Raw genomic sequence first — 19,892 nt, 5'->3', positions numbered from 1 at the left:
CAGAGTTACTGAATGTTGCCCACCACAAGGCGTATTGATGCGCTTTCTGGCTTTGTGGAAGAATGGCCTCAACGAATATTCATTAAGGTGATGTCCGTGATCGACGCTGACGGCTTCAGGCCCAACGTTGGCATCATCATTGCCAACCGCAGTGGACAGCTGCTCTGGGCGCGTCGTGTGGGACAGAATGCGTGGCAATTTCCGCAAGGAGGAATCAAGGCGCATGAGACACCGGAACAGGCATTGTATCGGGAGCTCGAGGAAGAGATCGGCTTGACGCCGGAGGATGTCGAGATCTTGGCCTGTACGCGCGGATGGCTGCGCTACCGTCTCCCACGACGCATGGTGAGAACGCATTCGAGGCCGATATGTATTGGCCAGAAACAGAAGTGGTTCCTGCTCAAGATCCGGTGTCGGGATAGCCGAGTTTGCGTGGATTCCACTCCCAAGCCGGAATTCGATGGCTGGCGTTGGGTCAGTTATTGGTATCCACTGGGACAGGTCGTGCCCTTCAAGCGCGAAGTCTATCGCCGCGCTCTGCGCGAATTGGCGCCGCGCGTTCACCGTTTGGCGAACGAAGAGGGGCCTTGCTAGGCGCCGCTCAAGAGATCGCCACCGAGGGTCGATATCGCGGGGTGGGTCAATATGCCCTGCGTTCGCCTTGAGACCAACCGTCGCACGCACGTCGTGACGACAACAAGAAGAAATGCCAATGCTCGATGTTCTCCGACGCATCATTCAGGAAGTCAACGGTGCGCGTAGCCTGGAAGCCGCGCTGGCGACCATGGTGCGTCGAATTCGCAAGGCCATGCGCACCGATGTGTGCTCCATCTACCTGTTCGACGCTGAGCGCGAACGCCTAGTGCTCATGGATACGCTTGGCTTGCACAGCGAAGCGGTGGGGCAGGTGAGCATGGAACTCGGCGAGGGGTTGGTCGGGTTGGTAGGGCAACGCGAAGAACCGCTCAATCTCGAGGACGCGCCTTCGCACCCGTATTTCCGCTATTTCGCCGAGACGGGCGAGGAACGTTTCTCGAGCTTCCTCGGCGTGCCGATCATTCACCAGCGCCGCATGCTCGGAGTATTGGTCGTCCAGCAGCAGGCCATGCGGCGTTTCGACGAAGGCGATGAGGCATTTCTCATTACCATGGCCGCGCAGTTGGCCGGTGTGCTGGCGCACGCCATGGCGACGGGCACGCTGACCCGGCCGGCCCAAGCCGATGGCCAGGCGATGTTTGCGGGTGTTGCGGCATCGCCCGGCATGGCATCGGGAGAACTGGTGGTGCTGATGCCACCAGCGGATCTCAACAGCGTGCCGGACCTGATTCCCACCGATATCGAGGCCGAAATCACCCGCCTGCACGAAGCAATCGCCAATGTTCGCAAGGAAATCGGCGTCGCGGCGGCACGTTTGGTCAAGCGCATCTCGGCGCAGGAAGTGGCCCTGTTCGATGCCTACCAGCAGATGCTGGGTGACGCGGCGTTGGGCCAGGAGGTCGAGAAGCGCATCCGCGAAGGACAGTGGGCGCCTGGCGCCTTGGCCGATGTGGTCAAGCGTCATGTGCAGTATCTGGAGCGTGTCGACGACAATTATTTGCGTGAGCGAGCCGCCGACATCCGCGATCTGGGGCGCCGCGTGCTCGCCCACCTGCAGGAAGATAGCCCGCGTACACCGGATACGTTCCCCGAGCAGACCATCCTGATCGGCGATGAATTGAGTGCGGCATCGCTGGGCGAGGTACCACGCGACAAGTTGGTGGGGCTGGTATCGATTCGCGGTTCGAGTACCTCGCATGTCGCTATTCTGGCGCGCGCAATGGGCATTCCCACCGTGCTGGGGATGGTTGATTTACCCTTGCCGAGGCTCAACGGCGCCCGGGCGATTCTCGACGGCCATCGCGGTCGGTTGTTCGTGCGCCCGGATGTCGAGCGCGAGCACCATTACGAGACCTTGATCGCCGAGGAGAAGGCGCTCAGCGAGGTCCTCGAGCATGAGCAGGATCGCCCCAGCGAAACCTCCGACGGGTACTACATGCCCTTGATGGTCAACACGGGGCTAGCCGTGGAAGCTGTGGCGTCCCTCAAGTCACGGGTCGGTGGCGTAGGCCTTTATCGCACTGAAGTGCCGTTCATGATGAACGAGCGCTTCCCCAGTGAGCAGGAGCAGACACGGCTTTACCGCGATCAGCTCGAGAGTTTCGCGCCGTTGCCAGTGGTGATGCGCACGCTGGATATCGGTGGCGACAAGGATCTGCCGTACTTTCCCATCGACGAGGCCAACCCCTTTTTGGGGTGGCGTGGAATCCGCGTGACGCTCGATCATCCGGAAGTGTTGATGGTGCAGTTGCGCGCCATGCTGCGTGCCTCGGTGGGGCTCGACAATCTTTGCATCCTGTTGCCGATGATCTCGAGCATCGAAGAAGTCGATACCGCGCTCAAGCTCATCGACCGGGCCCAGCGGGAACTGATCGAGGAGGGCGTCAAGCTGGCGCGCCCTCAGGTGGGAGTAATGATCGAGGTGCCGGGAACGCTTTATCAGCTCGATGCGTTGGCCGCCCGTGTCGATTTCTTCTCGGTGGGCAGTAACGATCTCACCCAATACCTGCTGGCGGTAGATCGCAACAATCCTCGTGTGGCGAGCCTCTACGATGCCTGCCATCCAGCCGTGCTGGGCGCCTTATCGCATCTCGCCAGCGAGTCGCGACGCTTGCAGGTGCCAGCCTCGGTATGCGGCGAGCTGGCAGGCGATCCCGCGGGTGCCTTGCTGCTGATGGGGATGGGCTTCGAGGCGCTATCCATGAATGCCCCTAGCTTGTCTCGCGTGCGCGCGGCGATCCGGCGTGTTTCCCTTGCAGACACGCGGACGCTGCTCGACGAAACGCTGGCGTTGCCCACCACCGCGGCGGTGCGGGCGCACCTTCGCCAGCGTATGGGCGAATGGAAGCTGGCACATTTACTGCCCCCCGATGACTGAGTCCTGGTGGCGTGCGCTGCCGCGGGGCCGTTTGATAATGAGTCGTCAGGATTGAGTGGCGTCCGTCAGGGCGAGTGAATATCGGTGACTGTCGTACTCGATGCCGTTCGGGCTGAAGCGTGATTCCTGTAGCTCGATGCCGGTGGGGCGCCATTCCACGAGCGTCGTGGCGCGAGTGCCGTAGCGCTCCCCGCGAATGAAGATCGGTGATAGGAAGCTTTCCATTTCCATGCCCACGCCGGTATCCGGTAGCTCCGATGTCGGCGCCGACCGGGTATCGTGCATCGTCTCCAGCGCGGGCGCCTGCCACGCGGGCTGCGTCAGTGCACGCTCGAAGCCGTCCCGTGCGCGGATCACTTTCGGCCAGGGGGTATCCAGGGTGGCATTGGAAAGACCATGCACACCGGGCGAAACCCGGGCGAGCGTCGTGCCTGCCGGGCCATGGTGAACATGCACGAGCGTGACGCCATCGCAATAGAGCAGATTGAACCAGTCATAGGCCTGCGCCTCGCTCGCCGCGAGAGTCTCGAGCCAAGCGATTGGTGCTTCGTGCGTCAGCGCCTGGTAAGGCAGGGCGCCACGGCTGGGAGGTGAAGACGGTGCTGTAGCGTGTGCGTCGCGAACATTGGTCACTGCTGCGATGCGTCCCGTTTGCGAGGCCGCCAACCAAGTGCCTCCGGCACGCAGATCACGACCGCCGACGAGGGTGGGTGCATCCGGCCATGCGCCCAACGCTTGTGTCGGTCGGGCGTGAAGTTCATCACGGTTGGCGGCTAGACGCAGGGGCGTGTCGCTGCCTGGGCGCCAGTCGAAGACGATCAAACACATGTCATATTTCTCTCGCCAAAGGCTTTCTTGGACGTTGCTATCGCGAAGATGATAGCGCCAGCGTAACGCGCCATGCCGAGGCCCGCACGTGCCATGACAGCCGGTAAGCGAGCGCGTACACTCGCTGCATCGTCACGAGCAGGGTTGGGAATGCACAAAGCCGCGACTCCTTCGAGCCCCCAGCGTTCGCGCTGGAAAGCGTTGCTGTGGCCGTTGTTGCTGGCCGAGATAGGCTTCACGTTGGTGTGCCTGGGCGCCGGGGCATTAATCTGGCAGGCGAGCGACCGTCGTGAATCGGAAAACGCGCTGGCGCGTCTACAGGCCTCGCACAGTGTCTACGCGCGCCAGTTGGACGCTCGCTTGACCGCTCAACAGCAGCATCTGGTGATGCTTGCGCGTGGCTCGCGGCGCATCCTTCAGTCGATGGAAGAGCATGCTTCGTCCTCCCCGAGTATGGCTCCGGGACTGCCGGCCGTGCTGTCGCACGACGATACCCAGCGGCGGCTGACGAGGCTGCTCGATGACTATGACGGCATGGATGCCTTGGTCACTCGCCTCTTTGTCTTGCCGGTGGACATGCGCGAGTTCAGCGTCCCCGAGTTGCAGGACGATATCGATAGCAGCCTTCCCCCATATCAGCGAGAGCCCGTCCCTGGCGATGTGGAAGACGTGACTTGGTGGACCGAGGCGCAAGCACCATCGGGACGTCTGGTCGCCACTCATGATGTCATGTGGAATGAGCGTTACCTCGCGCGGGTGGGGATGGAAATCTCCCTACCGCGGTTGAAGCGTTTGATTCGTGATGAGACGGGCAACATCGGGGAACACTGGCTGATCGACAGCGCCGGGAATGCCTTGATGCGCGATGACGCTTCCCGCGTGTTGCCGGACGCCGCGGGGCGTTATGGCATGCAGTGGCTAGAGGAGGGCCGCCAGGCTCTGATCTGGGACACGCTGCCCAGCACCGGTTGGCGGCTGGTGAGTCGCCTGAGCTTGCCTGACGACAGTGCCTGGCAGAAAGCGCTGCCATGGCTGAGTATCGGCTTGATTCTCGGCAATGTGCTGATCTTCGCGGGCTTCGTGACCGTGCTCTATTGGCGATTGCAGCGCGAGGAGGATGCCTGGCAGGCCGCGCTAGGTAGGCTCCAAGGCTGGCTCCTCCGGTCGCAGGACGATACACCGGACATCACCACCGTCTCGCCGGCTACCTTGGATGCGCTATTGACGCGTCTCGAGCCACAATTGGGGACTCACACATCGAACGATGTTTGGGATATGCCGGCATGGCTCAACATCCTGCAACTACCAGCCCTGCTGACCGAGGGCGATACCATCGTCACTCTGAACCCCGCCTTGGCAAGGTTGCTCGGCGAGCGCCCTGAGGCGTTGCGCGACATTCTGTTGACCGAGTGGTTGAAGCCGCGGCTCGTTGACGAGCAACGGCGCCGGGTACAGGTGAGCGATGCGGGAGGAGGAGCGCGTGAATATCGTCTCGAATGCTTGGCCGTGCGTGGTGAACACTCCGTCTGGGGGTTAATCGATCAGACCGAGGCCGGCGAAACCTTGCATCGCTTGCGCCTCGCCCGTGATCAGGCGCGTGAGGATGCACGTCTCAAGACGGGCTATCTGTCACACCTGCGCCAAGAACTCGAAGCCTGCGTTAATACGCTGACCTCGCCCCCCGAGGGTGATGCGCCTCATCGCCCGCCACAGTGGGAGGCGCTGCGGCGACGGCTGGAAGACGCCATGCTCTTGCTCGATACCTTGACGGAGGAAAAGCCGGCGGTCGATACGCATTCAAGCGATGCGAGCCCCCGGGTGCTAGTCGTCGATGATGGCCCCGTCAATACGCTGCTGGCATGTAGCGTACTCGAGCGCCAGGGGTGTCATGTCGAGACCGCTACGAACGGTGAGGAGGCGCTAGCGCTGGCCGAGCGTCAATCGTTCGATCTGGTATTCATGGACATCTACATGCCGACTCTCGACGGCATGGAAACCAGTCGTCGCTGGCGTCGGTTGGAGCGTCGTCTGGCGAGGCGGCATGCCAGCGTGCTGGTGGCGTTGACCGCCAATGTCACGCAAACCAATCGTGAAGCCTTTCTGCAGGCGGGCATGGATGACTGCCTGGCCAAGCCTTACCGTCCCGGTGATTTGGTGGCGATGGTGCGCCGTTGGGTGGGCAACGGCGATACGCCCGAAACGTAGCCGATGCTGTGTGTCGTTGCCGCCCGGCAGCGGCTGTCGTAAGGTGTCGGGCCCACGCCGACCAGAACGTATGCAAGGAGTACGCATGCTCAGTTACCCCGATATAGACCCCATCGCCATCGCCTTGGGGCCCTTCAAGGTGCATTGGTACGGGCTGATGTATGTCATTGGCTTCGTGGGGGCCTGGTGGCTGGGGCGCAAGCGCGCCGCCCGCATCGGTCTCAAGCCCGATGATATCGGGGACTTGTTGTTCTATGGGGCGCTGGGGGTCGTTCTCGGTGGACGCGTAGGATATGCGATCTTTTATGGTTTCGAACGCCTGATGGCCGATCCGTTATGGATCTTCCAGGTCTGGGATGGCGGAATGAGCTTCCATGGCGGCTTGGTCGGTGTCTTGATTGCCGCTGGCTTGTTCGCGCGTAAGCATCGCTTGGCGTTTTTCCAGCTGACCGATTTCGTGGCGCCCATGGTGCCGATTGGCCTGGGGGCCGGACGCATCGGCAACTTCATCAATCATGAATTACCCGGGCGTGTGACCGATGTGCCCTGGGCGCTGGTGTATCCTGGTCTGGGCCCCGAGGGACGTCATCCCTCGCCACTTTATGAGTTCGCGCTGGAAGGCGTGGTGATGTTCGTCGTGCTGTGGTGGGTCTCTAGCCGGCCGCGTCGGCGTGGTATGATATCCGGCCTGTTCCTGTTGCTTTACGCGGTGTTTCGCTTCTCGGTCGAGTTCGTGCGTCAGCCCGACCCACAGCTAGGTTTCATCGCCTTCGGCTGGCTGACGATGGGTCAATTGTTGACCGTGCCCATGGCCTTGGCCGGCATCGCCTTGATGTCCTGGTCGCGTCGGCAGCCGGTCGACGACGCGCGAGAAGCGCAGCCGACAGCGTGAGTGGCCAGGTGTCCAATTCCGGCGTGGCAATGCCGCGCCTTCATCGTTCAACGTTCGGATGACATGCAGCCTTATCTCGATTTGATGCGCCATGTGCTCGATAATGGCGTGGAAAAAAGTGACCGCACCGGGACCGGGACGCGCAGCGTTTTCGGTCATCAGATGCGCTTCGATCTGGCCGACGGCTTCCCGCTGGTGACCACCAAGAAGCTCCACTTGCGCTCCATCATCCATGAGCTGCTGTGGTTCCTGCGTGGTGACACCAACATTGCCTACCTCAAGGAAAACCGGGTCCGTATCTGGGACGAATGGGCCGACGAGAACGGCGATCTGGGGCCCGTTTATGGTTACCAGTGGCGCAGTTGGCCGCGCCCGGATGGCGGACATGTCGATCAGATCGCCAATGTCGTCGAGCAGATCAAGCGTAACCCCGATTCGCGCCGGCTGATCGTCTCCGCCTGGAATCCCGCATTGGTCGATGACATGGCGCTGCCGCCGTGCCATGCCTTGTTTCAGTTCTATGTTGCCGATGGTCGGCTATCGTGCCAGCTGTACCAGCGCAGCGCCGACATCTTCCTTGGGGTGCCATTCAACATCGCCAGCTATGCATTGCTGACTCATATGGTCGCGCAGGCATGCGATCTGGTCCCGGGTGAGTTCATCCATACCCTGGGCGATGCTCACCTCTACCTCAATCACCTCGATCAGGCGCATCTCCAGCTGAGCCGCGCGCCGCGCCCGCGTCCACGCTTGGTGCTCAATCCCGATATCAAGGATGTGTTCGCCTTCACCTTCGAGGATATCGCTATCGAGGATTATGATCCGCATCCGCATATCAAAGCGGAGGTTGCCGTATGAGTGAGCGCACGACCACCTGTGTCGATACGGTGGTGCCTATTGCACTGGTGGCGGCGATGTCGCGCGAACGTGTCATCGGTGTCGATAACGAGTTGCCTTGGCACTTGCCGGAGGATCTCAAGTTCTTCAAGGCTGTCACCATGAATAAACCGCTGGTCATGGGGCGCAAGACGTTCGAGTCCATCGGCAGGCCGCTTCCTGGACGGCTCAATATCGTTGTCACCCGTGACCGTGACTATGTCCATGATGGAATCAGTGTGTGCCATGACCTGGCCAGTGCTCTCGATATGGCCGATAGCCAAGCCATCATCGAGGGTGTCGAGGATATCTGCGTGATCGGCGGTGGCGAAATTTTCGCCGCCGCTTTGCCGTGTGCGACGCGACTTTATCTGACCGAGGTCGATGTGTCGGTGCAGGGCGATGCCTGGTTTCCCGCGGTCGACACCACGCATTGGCAGGAAACCCAGCGTGTGCCGGGACAGGGCGGCGACGGCAAGCCTGACTACGCGTTCGTGCATTACGAACGGCGGTGAGGTTGCCAGCGCGGCGAAGCTGGCACAGACTTACCCGGTAGCCCGCATGGGCCGGGCCTGTCTGCCGTGTCGATGGTACATCAATACGTAGACGATTCGAGGCCCAGCGTTTGTTCAAGGCAATCAGGGAGTGCACGCCTTGCTGACCGACCACGCAGACGCCCTGTTCAGGGCATTGGAACATCAAGCCGAGGCCTGTCGGGCCAACCTCGAAGCCGCTCGTGGCCAGGTCTCGGCACTCGAGTCGGAAAACCGCGCCCTGCGTGAGCGCCTCCTGGCGCTTGCCGAGTTGGAGCCCGACGAGACCGAGACGCCCGCCACCCAGGCGGAGTTGCCCGACGCCGGCGCGAAAGCCCGAGGGCTTGGGCCCATCGCGTTTCGTGGCCCGCGTCGGTCGGCGGGAGAAACCACCGACGATCAAGCGTCTTCAGCCCCTGCCTCGTCGTCAGACGATCAAAGCAAAAGCGCTAGCCACGCTGAAAGTGAAACTCTGCAGGCAAACCTGGCGCTGGGCGCGGAACATGAGCCGCCTTCTCCCCAGTCGTTGCTGGCGCAGTGGTACCAGCGCTATCCGGAAACCTTCTTCAAGGGCCATACTCAGCCGCTCAAGACGGGTATTCATCTCGATTTGGTGGCGCGCGAGCCCTGGCCGGAGAAGCTCGTGCGTCGCGCCCTGGCGTGCTATGTGCACTTGCCGCGTTACCTCAAGGCGGTACGTGCCGACGTGACGCGAGTGGATCTCGACGGCCAGTCAGCAGGCACCGTGACCGAGGGTGAGGCTCGCCACGCCCGCAAGCAGCTCGATGAGCTCACGAAGAAGCAGAAGAAACAGCAAAAGCAGCGCAACGAGCACAAGGAATCCGAACAGTTGGAGCGCAAGTTGAGCCAGCTACTCGCCAAGCATGGTCGATGACACTCGGATGAAAGTATTGAAAAAGAGGGGCGCAAGCCCCTTTTTTCTTGCCATGTTTTCAACATCGGGCGGGAGTTATCTCCGTGTTATACGACTTTTGTAGTAAAACTTGCCCTTGGTGTGGATTGCCCCTTGCCAGAAAGAGCCTTGAATCGTAAAGATGAGTGCGTCGCTGACGTCACGCCAATGTAATATTGGCGGCGTAGAGTGGCTTCCAGGCCTTTTGGGGCCGGCTCGCGGTAAAGGTGACCTTGACCGAAACGACAGGAAACGCGGAAGGAAAACAGTGTTTTTTTCTTGTTGCGTTCTCCAAAAGACCGGTATATGGTTTCCCTGCGAGCATTGGATAACAACAAGGCTTTACGGACTCGTCGCGGTGTTGCCTTGGCAAGCCGTTGAATAAACAAGCCGGGCCGAAAGCCGACTGCATTTGCAGACACGATCGAACAGTAAGCTAGTTAAGGAATTTATCGCGATGAAAAAGACACTCTTAGCGACTGCCGTTGCCGGTGCCTTGGGCGCCTCCGCTGGTATTGCACAGGCTGCCACTGTCTACAACCAAGACGGCACTCAACTCGACCTGTACGGCAACGTCCAGTTGGCCTACCGCTCCATCGATAATGCAGATGGTGATACCGAAGACGATCTGTTCGATAACGGGTCAACTGTCGGTTTTTCTGGCCAACACATCATCAACCCGGGCCTGACCGGCTACTTCAAGGCTGAGTTCGAATTTGACGCGGACGAGCAAAAAGGTGGCGGTAAAGGTCTTGATACTGGCGACCAAGCTTACATGGGCTTGAAGGGTAACTTCGGTGACGCCCGTGTCGGTTCCTGGGATCCGCTGATCGACGACTGGGTCCAAGACCCGATTTCCAACAACGAATACTTCGATGTCACAGATTCGAGTTCGGACCTCGGCGGCCTTTATGGACAAGATTTTTCCAACGTAGATGATGATCTTGCCACTGACCGTGAAGGCGACAAGATTCAGTATGTTTCGCCGTCACTGGGTGGCTTGCAATTCGCTGTGGGTAGCCAGTACAAGGGCGATGCAGAAGACGAGTTCAACGCCAATGGTGGGTATGAGGGTGACGTATCCAGCAATGGCTCTAATGCCTCCTTCTTCGGGGGTGTGAAGTATACCGTTGGCGCGTTCTCAATCGCCGGTGTCTATGATGATCTGGATAACTATGATCTGACTGGCGCAGATGGTGAGAAATATAGCGCCAAGGCCTATGGTCTGAACGCTCAGTACACCATTAATGCACTGCGTCTGTCGGCCAAGGCAGAAAACACCGACGTCGACTACGCCGGTGAAAGCGGTGATATTATGCGCTATGCCTTGGGCGCCCGTTACGGCTATGGCTTCGGTGATGTCTACGGTTCTTATCAGTACGTAGATGCCGACTCTGAAGTTGCAGCGGTTGCGAACCCAGGCGGTGTTGATGCTACCACTGGCGATTACAATGGCGACGACAGCTTCAACGAATTCGCCTTGGGCGCTACATACAACCTGTCTTCGGCCATGTACACCTTCATTGAGTACGCTAAGTACGATCGTACTAACGACGAAAATGATGGTGTTGCCGTGGGTGCTGTCTACAGCTTCTAAGCTGTCGATACCTCAGCGATCTTGAAGATCGCGAACAAAACGAAGCCGGCTCATTGCGAGCCGGCTTTTTTAATGCGTATCTGTAAGGCGTGATTTCTTTTAGTAAGAATATGTATAGATAAATACGGGGCTATGTCGTGGCTTCCATGGTTTTTTCAAAGGATGACTGGGCCAGAATCCGGCGGGCATCGTCGCGTATTTCTTCGCGCCAAGTACTGGGTTTCAAGACTTCGACATTGGCGCCCATTCCTTTCAGCCACCAGAGTGTTTGCTGATCGTCAGGCAGTTTGACGCTGAGTCGCTGCCAATCACTATGTGGCAAGGGCTCGAGGGTTTGCTCGTGCGCTAACGGTGTTTCGGTGAGTAGCCAGGCGACTTGTGGGGCGACATTGGCAAGCAGGTGGATATCATCGTGCGATTGTCGATAACCGAAAGCGCCGTCGGCGATGTACGCATCGAGATCGAATTCCGGCGTTTCACGCCACGGCATCTGACTGATTGTCGCTTGTTGTATTCGGTGTAGTGCGAACTGGCGTAGGTCGCTGTATTTCTCTACGGTCGCTACGACATAGGTAACGCTGTGACGATTCACGATCCCCTGGGGGTGGAGAATCAGTGTTTTGTAATCCTCACGACTCCGCGACAGGTAACGTACCTCGATAGCATTGTTTTCCAGCAAGGCTTGCGTCACACATTGCCATATGGAGGCTTCGACAGTGGCAGGGAGAAGGGCTTTGCCATTGGGAATGGCCCGAACACGCTTCCTCCATTGGCTCAAGCTGTTGCCATCCAGGTCGTCTAATAATCGGTGTGCATCGGCGAATTGATGAGATAGCTGCCCCAGTACCACGGGGGGCAGAATTCCCTTGAGATACTCTTCGGCTAGCACGAGCGTAAGAGCACTGGGTAAATCCAGAGCTGGGAGATTGCTTTGAAATTGGCGGTCAAAATACCAGCGAAAGGGTTTTTGTGTATCGTCGCAGATCAACGGGAAATGTAGCGCCAACTTGTCACGTAGATCCCGTTGCAGTGAACGAGTATCGACCCTGAAACCGCGTTCGCGAAGCTTCTCCAGCAATACGGGGGTCGCGATGCGACCCGGACTACGGGGGATCAGTTGCAACAGGGTCAGGTAGCGAAAAAGCGTATCGCGCACGTTGGACATGACATACTCGTCTTGGGTTACGTTTTATTACAACGTAATTATCGGCCAGCGACGATCTTGCTTTAGAAAATTCGCGTGCTCATCGTCGGCTGGTCGATGTCGTGTCAAAGACCGCGCAAGCGTTCGGCGATGGGAGCAGGGAGGTGTTGGGTACACCGATAGTCGTTGGCCAGCATGCGTGTATGCGAGCGCCAGCTTTCTGTCAGCTGCCGGTTGACCGTACCTAGTTCGAAATCGAGGTCATGACAACTGCTTCGGGATGACAGGGATGTGTGACATTCCTGCCAGAGACGGTCGGTCGGGAGCTCCTGCTCCAGTGCGGGGTGGGTCAAAAGCCAGTCATACACTTCACGGGCCGGCCGTGTGACTTTGGCAAAAAACAAGACCGCCGAGGTGGGCAGGGCATAGCCTTGTTGTAGCAACAGGCTGTTGATCTCGTGATCCCATGCCAAGTGCCAGAGTGCATGTCCCTGGGTGTTGGGCAGTAGATAGCCGAAGGCGCAGTGCCAGAGCAAGTGAGCCTGCAGGTAACGACGATGCTCTGCGTTGAGCGTTGCACTGAAGCGTGCATCGAAATAGATGCACCGCCCATCGGTGGTGGCTGTCGCCACGCGATCGTCGGTGACAGGGACGAGCGTGAGGCTATCGGCGAGATCGGCATTCATTGGACAGCTATCTCGCCAGTGAGCGCGATCCGCCACCCACAGCGCGAGCTGCTCATCCTTCAATGCCTGTAGATGCTTATCTTCGGTATTCACTTTCTTGCGTGCGATATACGACGCCAGCGGCGTTACCACTCCCTTGCTCATACCGGACTCCTGTGCACGTTGAGGTATGCAGGGAGTATCGAGGTAGGTAGCGACAAAGGGTGTCGCATTCGGTCTCAAGACAAGATGTTCGTCAGAGGGAGGAAGTTGTTGGGGCCGTCAAGAAACGGCCCCAACGGGGGCGGCTTACATCTGCCCCAGGAGCTGCATATCGTCGCGCAAGTTGTCGGGTACGTCCTTGAGAAGGACTAGATTCAGCTCTTGAGAGCCTTTGTGCTGGGCGACACTCTCTCCCAAGTTACCATTGACTTCATCGGGACTAAGCGTATACATGGCGCCCGTCAGCGGATCCACGATCAACCAGCCGATCAAGCCACCGAACAAAATGTTGCCTCCGATATACCAGCCATTGGGTGAGCTGGAAATAGTGATAGCCCGTGATTCATAGCCATCTTTACTGAGGGTGACGCTATAGTCCTTGCCTCCGAAGTAGGATCCATCCGCCTTTGTTAGCGTTACGGTCGTCGGCGTTTCCCCCTGAAAAACTTCCTGATTGGTCTCGTCCGTGATCACGAGGTCTGCCTGAGATGGCGTGCTGTTGATCGTGATTTGCTGGTCCGTATCGCCCACGATGCTGGCACAGCCAGACAGCGACACCATACCCGCTGCGCAGATGGCTGCTGCAGTCATTTTTAGATTCATGGAATTCCCTTGCGTAATTCGATTTTTAATTAGCCTGAAAAGGCGCTGGGATATTACGCAATTGGCGTAATATTAACAATGCTTATAATAAAACTTCGAATGGATGACGCTTTAAAGGGAATGTCGCGAGGAAAGGGTCGGGACGTCTCTAATAGGTCTTGGCATCGGTGCTTGAAGCATGATGGTGCCCCCGATAGGGTTCGAACCTATGACCTTCCCCTTAGGAGGGGGACGCTCTATCCAGCTGAGCTACGGGGGCGTGGCGGGGTGGGCATTATAAGCGCCCTTGGCCTCGGGATAAACCCGTGGTATATGCCGGCGTGCCGTTATTGCGCCTGTAACGCCAGTGGATAGAGGAGTTGGGTCGTGCCGGCTAGATAGTGTGCTTCGAGTTCATCGCTTGGCATGGGATGGCCGATAAGAAAGCCTTGTGCCATGTCGCAGCCCATGTGACGCAGGACGTCGAGCTGCTCGGGCGTTTCGACACCTTCGGCGAGCACGATGCGTTGCATGGCATGCGCCATGTCGATGATACCGCTGACGAAACGACGTTGTTGCGGCCGCTCGACGAGATGACGAATGACGGCCTGATCGATCTTGACGATATCGATGGGAAGCTGGCTGGCGTACGTCAGCGATGAGACGCCGGAGCCGAAGTCGTCGAGGGCGATCTGGGCGCCGAGGCGTCGTGCTTGCTGGAGTTGATTATGGGCCAGGTCGACGTCATGGAATTGGGCGGTTTCCACGACTTCGACATTGAGGAACGGCGAGGCGAGGGCATGGCGCTTGCGTGCTTGCGCCATGTCTTCGGCGAGCTGGCCGGACTCGACCTGATCGCGCGTGACGTTGATGCTCACGGTGACCGCCATGTGGCAGGCTTGAAAGCGTTGCGCGGTGCGCGCGGCCTGGTGGACAAGCCAGGAACTATAGGCACGCTCCAGAGAGGAATGATTGACGATATCGATGAAATGGTGCGGTGCGAGCAATCCCTGGTCGGGGTGATGCCAGCGTACCAGTGCTTCGAAGCTGACGATGCGTTCATCGGCCAGCGACAAGATGGGTTGATAGAACAGCGCCAATTCTTCCTTCTCCAGGGCGCTCTGCAGGCGTGTGTAGAGATCGTAACCATCGCTTGGGTGTCGCTGGCTCATCGCGACGCGGTTCTTGCCTTGGCTCTTGGCTTCGTACATGGCGCTGTCGGCGGCCGCGATCAACGCGTTCGCTGCGAATTGGCTGTCCTCGGTATAGGCGACCCCCACGGAGGCCGAGAGCGTGATGCTATGCTCGTTGCGCAGGCTGATGGGGCTGACTAGGTCGTCGAGGATCTTGAAGGCCACCTTCTCGGCTTTTTCTGCGCTGCGCATGCCCGCCAGAGCAATGACGAACTCGTCGCCTCCCAGACGCGCAACCAGGTCAGTGCTGCGTGTTTGCTGCTTTAGCCGCTGGGCGATGATCACCAGGGCTTCATCCCCTGCCGCGTGGCCGTATGTATCGTTGATCGGTTTGAAGTCATCGAGGTCGATGAATAGTACGGCGACCCCGATGCCGGTGTAGGAAAGCCCGGAGAGCAGGTTTTCCAGCGCACCTCCGAAATGGTCGCGGTTGAACAGGCTGGTAAGTGGGTCATAGATGGCGCGCCGCTCCATGCGTGCCTGTTTCAGGTGTTTCTGGGTGATATCGCGAAACACGGCGATGTAATGCGTGATGGTGCCTTGGACGTCGTGGATCGCCGAGATAGTGACGTTTTCGATGAGCTGACTACCGTCCTTGCGAACGTTCCAGATATCGCCCGTCCAGTACCCTTGTTGGTGCACGGTGGCGAACAGGCTGGTATAGAACTGCGCATCGTGTTTGCCCGAGGACAGCAAGTGGGGAGTGCGTCCCAAGGCTTCCTCGGCGCTGTATCCGGTCAACTGCGTGAAGGCGGGATTGACATCGATGATGCGCTTGTCGGCATCGGTCACGAGGATGCCGTCATGGGTACTGTCGAAAACCGTCTCGGCCAGCGCCATGCGTTCTGTGGCGAGCTTGCGCGCGGTGACATCGGTCAAATAGCCATGCCACAGCGTGCCCCCGTTGGCTAGCCGTGTTGGTATGGCGGCGCATTCCAGCCAGCGCAGCCCTCGAGTGGGGTGATGATAACGAAAGGCCCTTTGCCATAGCCTGAGCGACGTGGCGGAGCATGCGAGTGCGTCGCGCAGCTGCTGTCGATCCTCCGGTGCGATCCGGGCCAATAACGTCTCGGCGTCTTGTTGCAGAGCGTCGCGGTCGATGCCGCAATAGTCGGCCAGCCGGGGACTGATGTAGGGAAAGTCGCCCTGCCCGTTGGGCCATTGCCGATATTGAAACAGTACGCCGGGCGCCTGGACACTGAGCTGTTCGAGGAGACGGTCTTGGATGCGCCAGCGGGTGCGTGATTGATGCTGTTCATCGATGTCGCGCTGCACGCTGACCAGGTAACAATGTCCCTCCTGACTGTATAGCGGGGCGAGCATCAGTTCGCTGTCGAAGCGTGTGCCGTCCTTGCGACGGTTTTCGAGGGTCAGCGTCAGCGGTGTGCGTTCTTCGATGGCCCGGTGCAGGCGGTGGTTGGCCTCCGGGTCTGCATCGCCCGTCTTTAGCAAGCGGCAGGAGCGCCCCAACACGTCCTCACGGGCATAGCCGGTGAGTTGCTCGAAGCCCTTGTTGACGAAGATCAAGGGGCAGCCGGGCTGATCACCATCGGCAATCGCGAGTGCCATGCCTGACACTTCCAGTAACTCGATCAGCGACGCAGGCAAGGTATGTGGGGCCAAGGTCTCGTGTCCTCTACGACATCCACGCGAAAGCGTGGGAATGGCGCTATTTCGCCGGCCACCGGCCGGTGCGCGATCAAGTGGCGTCATGCGTGTTGAATCGACGCCGTGCGCCGTGCGTGAAAGCCCCGTCTGGTCTGGGCTGGAGGCGTACGGCCAGCAGCGATAGACTACTCCTTTTTTACATTCCAGTGCCAGGCTTTGAGCGGAAAAGTGTCTTCATTCGCCGACATTTTAGGCGGGCTGGATGAGTAGGGGATGCCATTGGTCACCAACGACCGGATTTTCGACGGCTTGGCCGACAAGTTTGAACGTAGCCTCTACGGGACGCCGCGAGGTGCGATTCGTCTGGCGGTACTGGGGCACGTGTTACCGAGTGAATTGCCCACCGATGGTCGGTCCGCGCTGGATGTGGGCGCGGGCCTGGGTCAAATGAGCATATGGCTAGCGCAACGTGGCCATACGGTCACCATGGTCGAGCCCTCGCAGGACATGCGCGAACGCGCCATCGCGTGCATGGGCGATCTGGCTGTCACGCCCGTCGATGCCACCTGGCAGACGCTTCCCGAACGCACGCCGGGGCCGTGGGGCCTGATCGTGTGCCACGCGGTTCTGGAGTGGTTGGCCACGCCAGAGGCTGCCTTCGCACAACTCGCCACGCTGCTGGCGCCGGGTGGATATCTGTCGTTGATGGTCTTCAACCGCGATGCATTGCGGTTCTCCAACGTGATCAAGGGCAACCTGGACAAGGCACTCGATGATCGGCTGGAAGGGCTCGGGAAACGCCAGCGTCTGACGCCGATCTCTCCGCTCACCGATGCCCAGATACGCACATGGTGTACGGCGGAAGGCCTGTCGGTCGCGGCAGTGGCGGGAGTGCGTATCTTTCACGACTACCTTTGGGAGCGCCACCCCGCGCCGGCGCAGCTCGAGAAGGTCATCGAACTCGAGCGCCGTTATTGTCAGCAGGAACCGCACTGGCGCCTGGGACGTTATCTGCACTACACCCTGTACAAACCGGAGACCGTGTCATGAGTGCGGAGACGCCCCCTTGCCAGTTGCTGGCCCGTCAGTCCCATGATTATCGCGATTGGTTGTGGGTCGCGCCGCCTCACGATGCCTGGCTGGAAACGAACGGCGGCAGCGTGTGGAGCGCGGATGCGGCGATTTGTCAGGCATGGCGAGCGCGTGGAAACCGGGTTTACGACGGTCTCGCGCCGGTGCTGGAAACGCCGGTTGCGGGGGCCGTGCTGTTCTGGCCCAAGACACATGCGCTAGGCGAGTGGTGGCTGCTGGCGCTGTGCGCGGTGTTGCCCGAAGGCACGCCGCTACAGGTTGTCGGCGAACATCAAGGGGGCGTCAAGCGTGTGCTCAAATCGTTGGCCGCGCTGGGGCTGGGGTGTCGCAAGGTGGATAGCGCGCGGCGCTGTACGCTTTACGCCACGCGTACGGCGGCGTTATCGCTGTCGCCGGAGGCGGCCTGGACAACGTTCGAGGCTGCCGGACTCAGCGTGGCGAGTCATCCCGGCGTGTTCGGTCACGGCAAGCTCGACGACGGCACACGCTTGTTGCTCGAGACGTTGCCCGACGCCCTCGGCGACCCAGCGGGGCGTCACCTACTTGATATGGGATGCGGTGACGGCATTCTCGCCGCCTGGCTCAGCGTAAGAGGCGCAAGCGTCTCGGCGGTGGATCTCAACGCCTTCGCGGTGGCCGCGACGCGTCGCACACTCGAAGCCAATCAGGTGGCGGGGGAGGCGTGGCAGAGCGATGTCTACAGCGAAGTGGCGGGAAAATTCGATGCCATCGTCAGTAACCCGCCTTTTCATCAGGAGCGTGCCATCGACTACGGCCCGGCGGCGCGCTTGATACGCGAGGCGCCCGACAAACTGGTACGGGGTGGCTGTCTAATCCTGGTGGCCAACGCCTTCCTGCCGTATCCCCGCTTGCTGGAAGAGGCTTTCGGTGATTTCACGGTGCTCGCCGATGATCGGCGGTTTCGTGTATATCGCGCCATCAAGCGTTAGGGAAGCACTGCATAAATGTCTGCACAGACGAATCGCCGCGTTACGCGGTGCTCGAAGGCTCGCCTAACCCCATGTTATGTCTCGCCTTCTGTGCTCCGGGCGCCTTGCGACGGGGCGCCGTTCCGATTCATTCTGCTCGACGATTTATTCAGCACATCCGAGGCACTTTTCAGAAAAGAACTTAGGCATCGGGATCGGCGTAGGCGATGTCCGTGATCACGTAGGTGGTGTCGCCGGCCGGGGCGTTGACGGTGACGTCCTCGTCGAGCCCTTTGCCCAGCAAGGCTCGGGCGAGCGGGGCGTCGACGCTGACCCAGTGCTTGTCGGTGTCGGTTTCGTCGTGACCCACGATGCGAATTGCCAGTTCCTCGCCGTGTTCATCCTCGAGCGTGACATAGGCACCGAAGTATATCCGTGAGGTATCGGCGGGCAGGCGGTCGACGACCTGAACCTCATCCAGGCGCTTGCCGAGATAGCGGATGCGCGCGATGACACGGTTGAGCTCTTTCTTGTTATAGGTGTAGTCGGCGTTCTCGCTGCGGTCCCCCTGGGCGGCGGCTTCGCCCACCTTGGTGGAAAGCGCGGGGCGTTTGACGCGGGAAAGATGCTCATGGATGCCCTTGAGTCGGGCATAGCCTTGTGCCGTGATCAGCGGGCTCTTCTTTTCCTGGCGCGGGTCCTTGGCAGGGTCGCGCCAGCGGGTCATGTTGCGGCCTTTCATGCCTACCTCCAGACGTGGAGTGATCACCCTACGCAAGCCTTGCCGGTACGCCAACCCCACTGCCTGGTGCAGGGCTTGTCGGCACTACGACTCGAACTACGACGAATCGACTTAGCGATTAATTCAAACGTTCGTTACATTTTAGGGCGAGTGAACATACCTATTATCACAATGGTGCATCACGCCAGGAGGTCGCCATGCAGGTTCGTTATTTTGCGGAAGCATGCCGTCGACGCCGCCTCGTACCGGCACGTCTTCATGTTGTCTTGTGCGCCGCATTGATCGGTGCGCTCAGTAGCGCTCTGGCCTGGGCCGACGCCTCGCCGGATGGTGTGTATCCGCTGATGTCGCGTTGGGGAAACGTGGAGTATGGCATGCAGGGCGCGGCACAGGAAAAGGCATTGGCAAGCCTGGCGGAAGAAGCCGATGCACTCGCCGAGGCGCATCCCGACAACGCACATGTGTTGACGGCCGAAGGCGCGATTCTTGCCTCGTACGCCAAGGCCAAGGGCGGCCTCGGGGCGCTTGATCTGGCGACGCGCGCACGCAAGGCGCTGGAACGTGCCATCGAGCTCGACCCGCGCGGGGATGACGGCGCCGCCTATGTGACGTTGGGGGCGCTTTATGATCGTGCGCCGGGTTGGCCAGTATCGTTCGGCGATGACGACAAGGCCGGTGAACTGCTGAGTCGCGCGCTGGAAATTCGCGGCGATGGCATCGACACTCATTACTTCTATGCCACGTATCTCCGTGACGAGGGGCGTCGTGCCGAGGCACGTCGCCACGCGCAGCAGGCCGTCGATGGACAGGCCCGCGAGGGGCGCGATTCTGACGAGGCGTTGCGAGAGAAAGCGCGGCGGCTATTGGACGAATTGTCATAGAAGAGCGCGGCGCGGT

The 19,892-nt window shown here is 59.8% G+C and carries 17 protein-coding genes and 1 tRNA gene; 11 read left to right on the top strand and 7 right to left on the bottom strand.

Features of this window, described 5'->3' with window-relative positions:
- The first annotated feature begins 96 nt into the window (after positions 1 to 96).
- Both SR908_RS03540 and ptsP read left to right on the top strand, forming a co-directional pair.
- Complete coding sequence (locus SR908_RS03540; protein ID WP_040243185.1) at positions 97 to 594, top strand: RNA pyrophosphohydrolase; 498 nt, start codon at positions 97 to 99, stop codon at positions 592 to 594.
- Positions 595 to 712: 118 nt separating this feature from the next.
- Positions 713 to 2,974, top strand: coding sequence for a phosphoenolpyruvate--protein phosphotransferase (gene ptsP / locus SR908_RS03535; protein WP_246920310.1), 2,262 nt, complete (start codon positions 713 to 715; stop codon positions 2,972 to 2,974).
- Between the two features lie 45 nt (positions 2,975 to 3,019).
- On the opposite strand, the gene SR908_RS03530 is transcribed toward ptsP, so the two are convergent.
- Positions 3,020 to 3,802: an NRDE family protein gene (locus tag SR908_RS03530; protein WP_246920314.1), complete on the bottom strand. Its 783-nt coding sequence runs from the start codon at positions 3,800 to 3,802 to the stop codon at positions 3,020 to 3,022.
- A gap of 150 nt (positions 3,803 to 3,952) precedes the next feature.
- Between SR908_RS03530 and SR908_RS03525 the strand changes: the two genes are divergently transcribed.
- From SR908_RS03525 to SR908_RS03500, 6 genes are all read left to right on the top strand, one after another.
- Positions 3,953 to 6,007: a response regulator gene (locus tag SR908_RS03525; protein ID WP_246920317.1), complete on the top strand. Its 2,055-nt coding sequence runs from the start codon at positions 3,953 to 3,955 to the stop codon at positions 6,005 to 6,007.
- An 85-nt stretch (positions 6,008 to 6,092) separates the two neighbouring features.
- Entirely contained in the window at positions 6,093 to 6,899 is an 807-nt protein-coding gene (gene lgt / locus SR908_RS03520) for a prolipoprotein diacylglyceryl transferase (RefSeq protein WP_246920320.1), read from the top strand.
- A gap of 63 nt (positions 6,900 to 6,962) precedes the next feature.
- Positions 6,963 to 7,757: a thymidylate synthase gene (locus SR908_RS03515; protein WP_040242459.1), complete on the top strand. Its 795-nt coding sequence runs from the start codon at positions 6,963 to 6,965 to the stop codon at positions 7,755 to 7,757.
- Positions 7,754 to 8,290 (top strand): dihydrofolate reductase, encoded by a 537-nt coding sequence (locus SR908_RS03510; RefSeq protein WP_246920323.1) that lies wholly within the window; start codon positions 7,754 to 7,756, stop codon positions 8,288 to 8,290. Before SR908_RS03515 ends, SR908_RS03510 begins: the two co-directional genes overlap by 4 nt.
- Positions 8,291 to 8,429: 139 nt before the next feature.
- Entirely contained in the window at positions 8,430 to 9,203 is a 774-nt protein-coding gene (locus SR908_RS03505) for a ProQ/FINO family protein (protein ID WP_246920326.1), read from the top strand.
- A 475-nt stretch (positions 9,204 to 9,678) separates the two neighbouring features.
- Positions 9,679 to 10,818, top strand: coding sequence for a porin (locus SR908_RS03500; protein ID WP_246920329.1), 1,140 nt, complete (start codon positions 9,679 to 9,681; stop codon positions 10,816 to 10,818).
- 130 nt (positions 10,819 to 10,948) lie between these two features.
- On the opposite strand, the gene SR908_RS03495 is transcribed toward SR908_RS03500, so the two are convergent.
- The 5 genes from SR908_RS03495 to SR908_RS03475 form a co-directional block, all read right to left on the bottom strand.
- Positions 10,949 to 11,983 carry a helix-turn-helix transcriptional regulator gene (locus SR908_RS03495; RefSeq protein WP_246920333.1) on the bottom strand — a complete coding sequence of 345 codons (1,035 nt, stop codon included), beginning with the start codon at positions 11,981 to 11,983 and terminating at the stop codon, positions 10,949 to 10,951.
- Positions 11,984 to 12,087: 104 nt separating this feature from the next.
- The gene (locus tag SR908_RS03490) at positions 12,088 to 12,792 is read right to left on the bottom strand and encodes a DUF2201 family putative metallopeptidase (protein ID WP_246920335.1); all 705 of its coding nucleotides are present in this window, start codon (positions 12,790 to 12,792) and stop codon (positions 12,088 to 12,090) included.
- 144 nt (positions 12,793 to 12,936) lie between these two features.
- Entirely contained in the window at positions 12,937 to 13,452 is a 516-nt protein-coding gene (locus SR908_RS03485) for a peptidase associated/transthyretin-like domain-containing protein (RefSeq protein WP_246920338.1), read from the bottom strand.
- Between the two features lie 182 nt (positions 13,453 to 13,634).
- Positions 13,635 to 13,711, bottom strand: a tRNA-Arg gene (locus SR908_RS03480).
- 67 nt (positions 13,712 to 13,778) lie between these two features.
- Positions 13,779 to 16,247, bottom strand: a complete 2,469-nt coding sequence (locus SR908_RS03475; RefSeq protein WP_246920341.1) for a sensor domain-containing protein — start codon at positions 16,245 to 16,247, stop codon at positions 13,779 to 13,781.
- A gap of 258 nt (positions 16,248 to 16,505) precedes the next feature.
- Between SR908_RS03475 and SR908_RS03470 the strand changes: the two genes are divergently transcribed.
- Positions 16,506 to 17,282 (top strand): methyltransferase domain-containing protein, encoded by a 777-nt coding sequence (locus SR908_RS03470; protein WP_246920343.1) that lies wholly within the window; start codon positions 16,506 to 16,508, stop codon positions 17,280 to 17,282.
- Entirely contained in the window at positions 17,279 to 18,274 is a 996-nt protein-coding gene (locus SR908_RS03465) for a class I SAM-dependent methyltransferase (RefSeq protein WP_246920346.1), read from the top strand. The genes SR908_RS03470 and SR908_RS03465 overlap by 4 nt, the downstream gene beginning before the upstream one ends.
- 181 nt (positions 18,275 to 18,455) lie before the next feature.
- Here SR908_RS03465 and greB read toward each other — a convergent pair whose 3' ends face one another.
- The gene (greB, locus tag SR908_RS03460) at positions 18,456 to 18,995 is read right to left on the bottom strand and encodes a transcription elongation factor GreB (protein WP_097023898.1); all 540 of its coding nucleotides are present in this window, start codon (positions 18,993 to 18,995) and stop codon (positions 18,456 to 18,458) included.
- A gap of 197 nt (positions 18,996 to 19,192) precedes the next feature.
- Between greB and SR908_RS03455 the strand changes: the two genes are divergently transcribed.
- Entirely contained in the window at positions 19,193 to 19,876 is a 684-nt protein-coding gene (locus SR908_RS03455; RefSeq protein WP_246920348.1) for a TRAP transporter TatT component family protein, read from the top strand.
- Positions 19,877 to 19,892: the final 16 nt, after the last annotated feature.

The organism is Chromohalobacter canadensis (assembly GCF_034479555.1).
Taxonomy (GTDB): domain Bacteria; phylum Pseudomonadota; class Gammaproteobacteria; order Pseudomonadales; family Halomonadaceae; genus Chromohalobacter; species Chromohalobacter canadensis.
The sequence above is the reverse complement of the archived record's forward strand: the minus strand, read 5'-3'. Positions and strand labels throughout refer to the sequence as shown.

Excerpts from the sequence above, each read along its gene's own strand:
- greB (WP_097023898.1), bottom strand. The coding sequence starts at position 18,995 with ATGAAAGGCCGCAACATGACCCGCTGGCGCGACCCTGCCAAGGACCCG.
- lgt (WP_246920320.1), top strand. The coding sequence starts at position 6,093 with ATGCTCAGTTACCCCGATATAGACCCCATCGCCATCGCCTTGGGGCCC.
- SR908_RS03465 (WP_246920346.1), top strand. The coding sequence starts at position 17,279 with ATGAGTGCGGAGACGCCCCCTTGCCAGTTGCTGGCCCGTCAGTCCCAT.
- SR908_RS03510 (WP_246920323.1), top strand. The coding sequence starts at position 7,754 with ATGAGTGAGCGCACGACCACCTGTGTCGATACGGTGGTGCCTATTGCA.
- SR908_RS03530 (WP_246920314.1), bottom strand. The coding sequence starts at position 3,802 with ATGTGTTTGATCGTCTTCGACTGGCGCCCAGGCAGCGACACGCCCCTG.
- SR908_RS03515 (WP_040242459.1), top strand. The coding sequence starts at position 6,963 with ATGCAGCCTTATCTCGATTTGATGCGCCATGTGCTCGATAATGGCGTG.
- SR908_RS03500 (WP_246920329.1), top strand. The coding sequence starts at position 9,679 with ATGAAAAAGACACTCTTAGCGACTGCCGTTGCCGGTGCCTTGGGCGCC.
- SR908_RS03470 (WP_246920343.1), top strand. The coding sequence starts at position 16,506 with ATGCCATTGGTCACCAACGACCGGATTTTCGACGGCTTGGCCGACAAG.
- SR908_RS03490 (WP_246920335.1), bottom strand. The coding sequence starts at position 12,792 with ATGAGCAAGGGAGTGGTAACGCCGCTGGCGTCGTATATCGCACGCAAG.
- SR908_RS03495 (WP_246920333.1), bottom strand. The coding sequence starts at position 11,983 with ATGTCCAACGTGCGCGATACGCTTTTTCGCTACCTGACCCTGTTGCAA.
- ptsP (WP_246920310.1), top strand. The coding sequence starts at position 713 with ATGCTCGATGTTCTCCGACGCATCATTCAGGAAGTCAACGGTGCGCGT.
- SR908_RS03455 (WP_246920348.1), top strand. The coding sequence starts at position 19,193 with ATGCAGGTTCGTTATTTTGCGGAAGCATGCCGTCGACGCCGCCTCGTA.
- SR908_RS03525 (WP_246920317.1), top strand. The coding sequence starts at position 3,953 with ATGCACAAAGCCGCGACTCCTTCGAGCCCCCAGCGTTCGCGCTGGAAA.
- SR908_RS03485 (WP_246920338.1), bottom strand. The coding sequence starts at position 13,452 with ATGAATCTAAAAATGACTGCAGCAGCCATCTGCGCAGCGGGTATGGTG.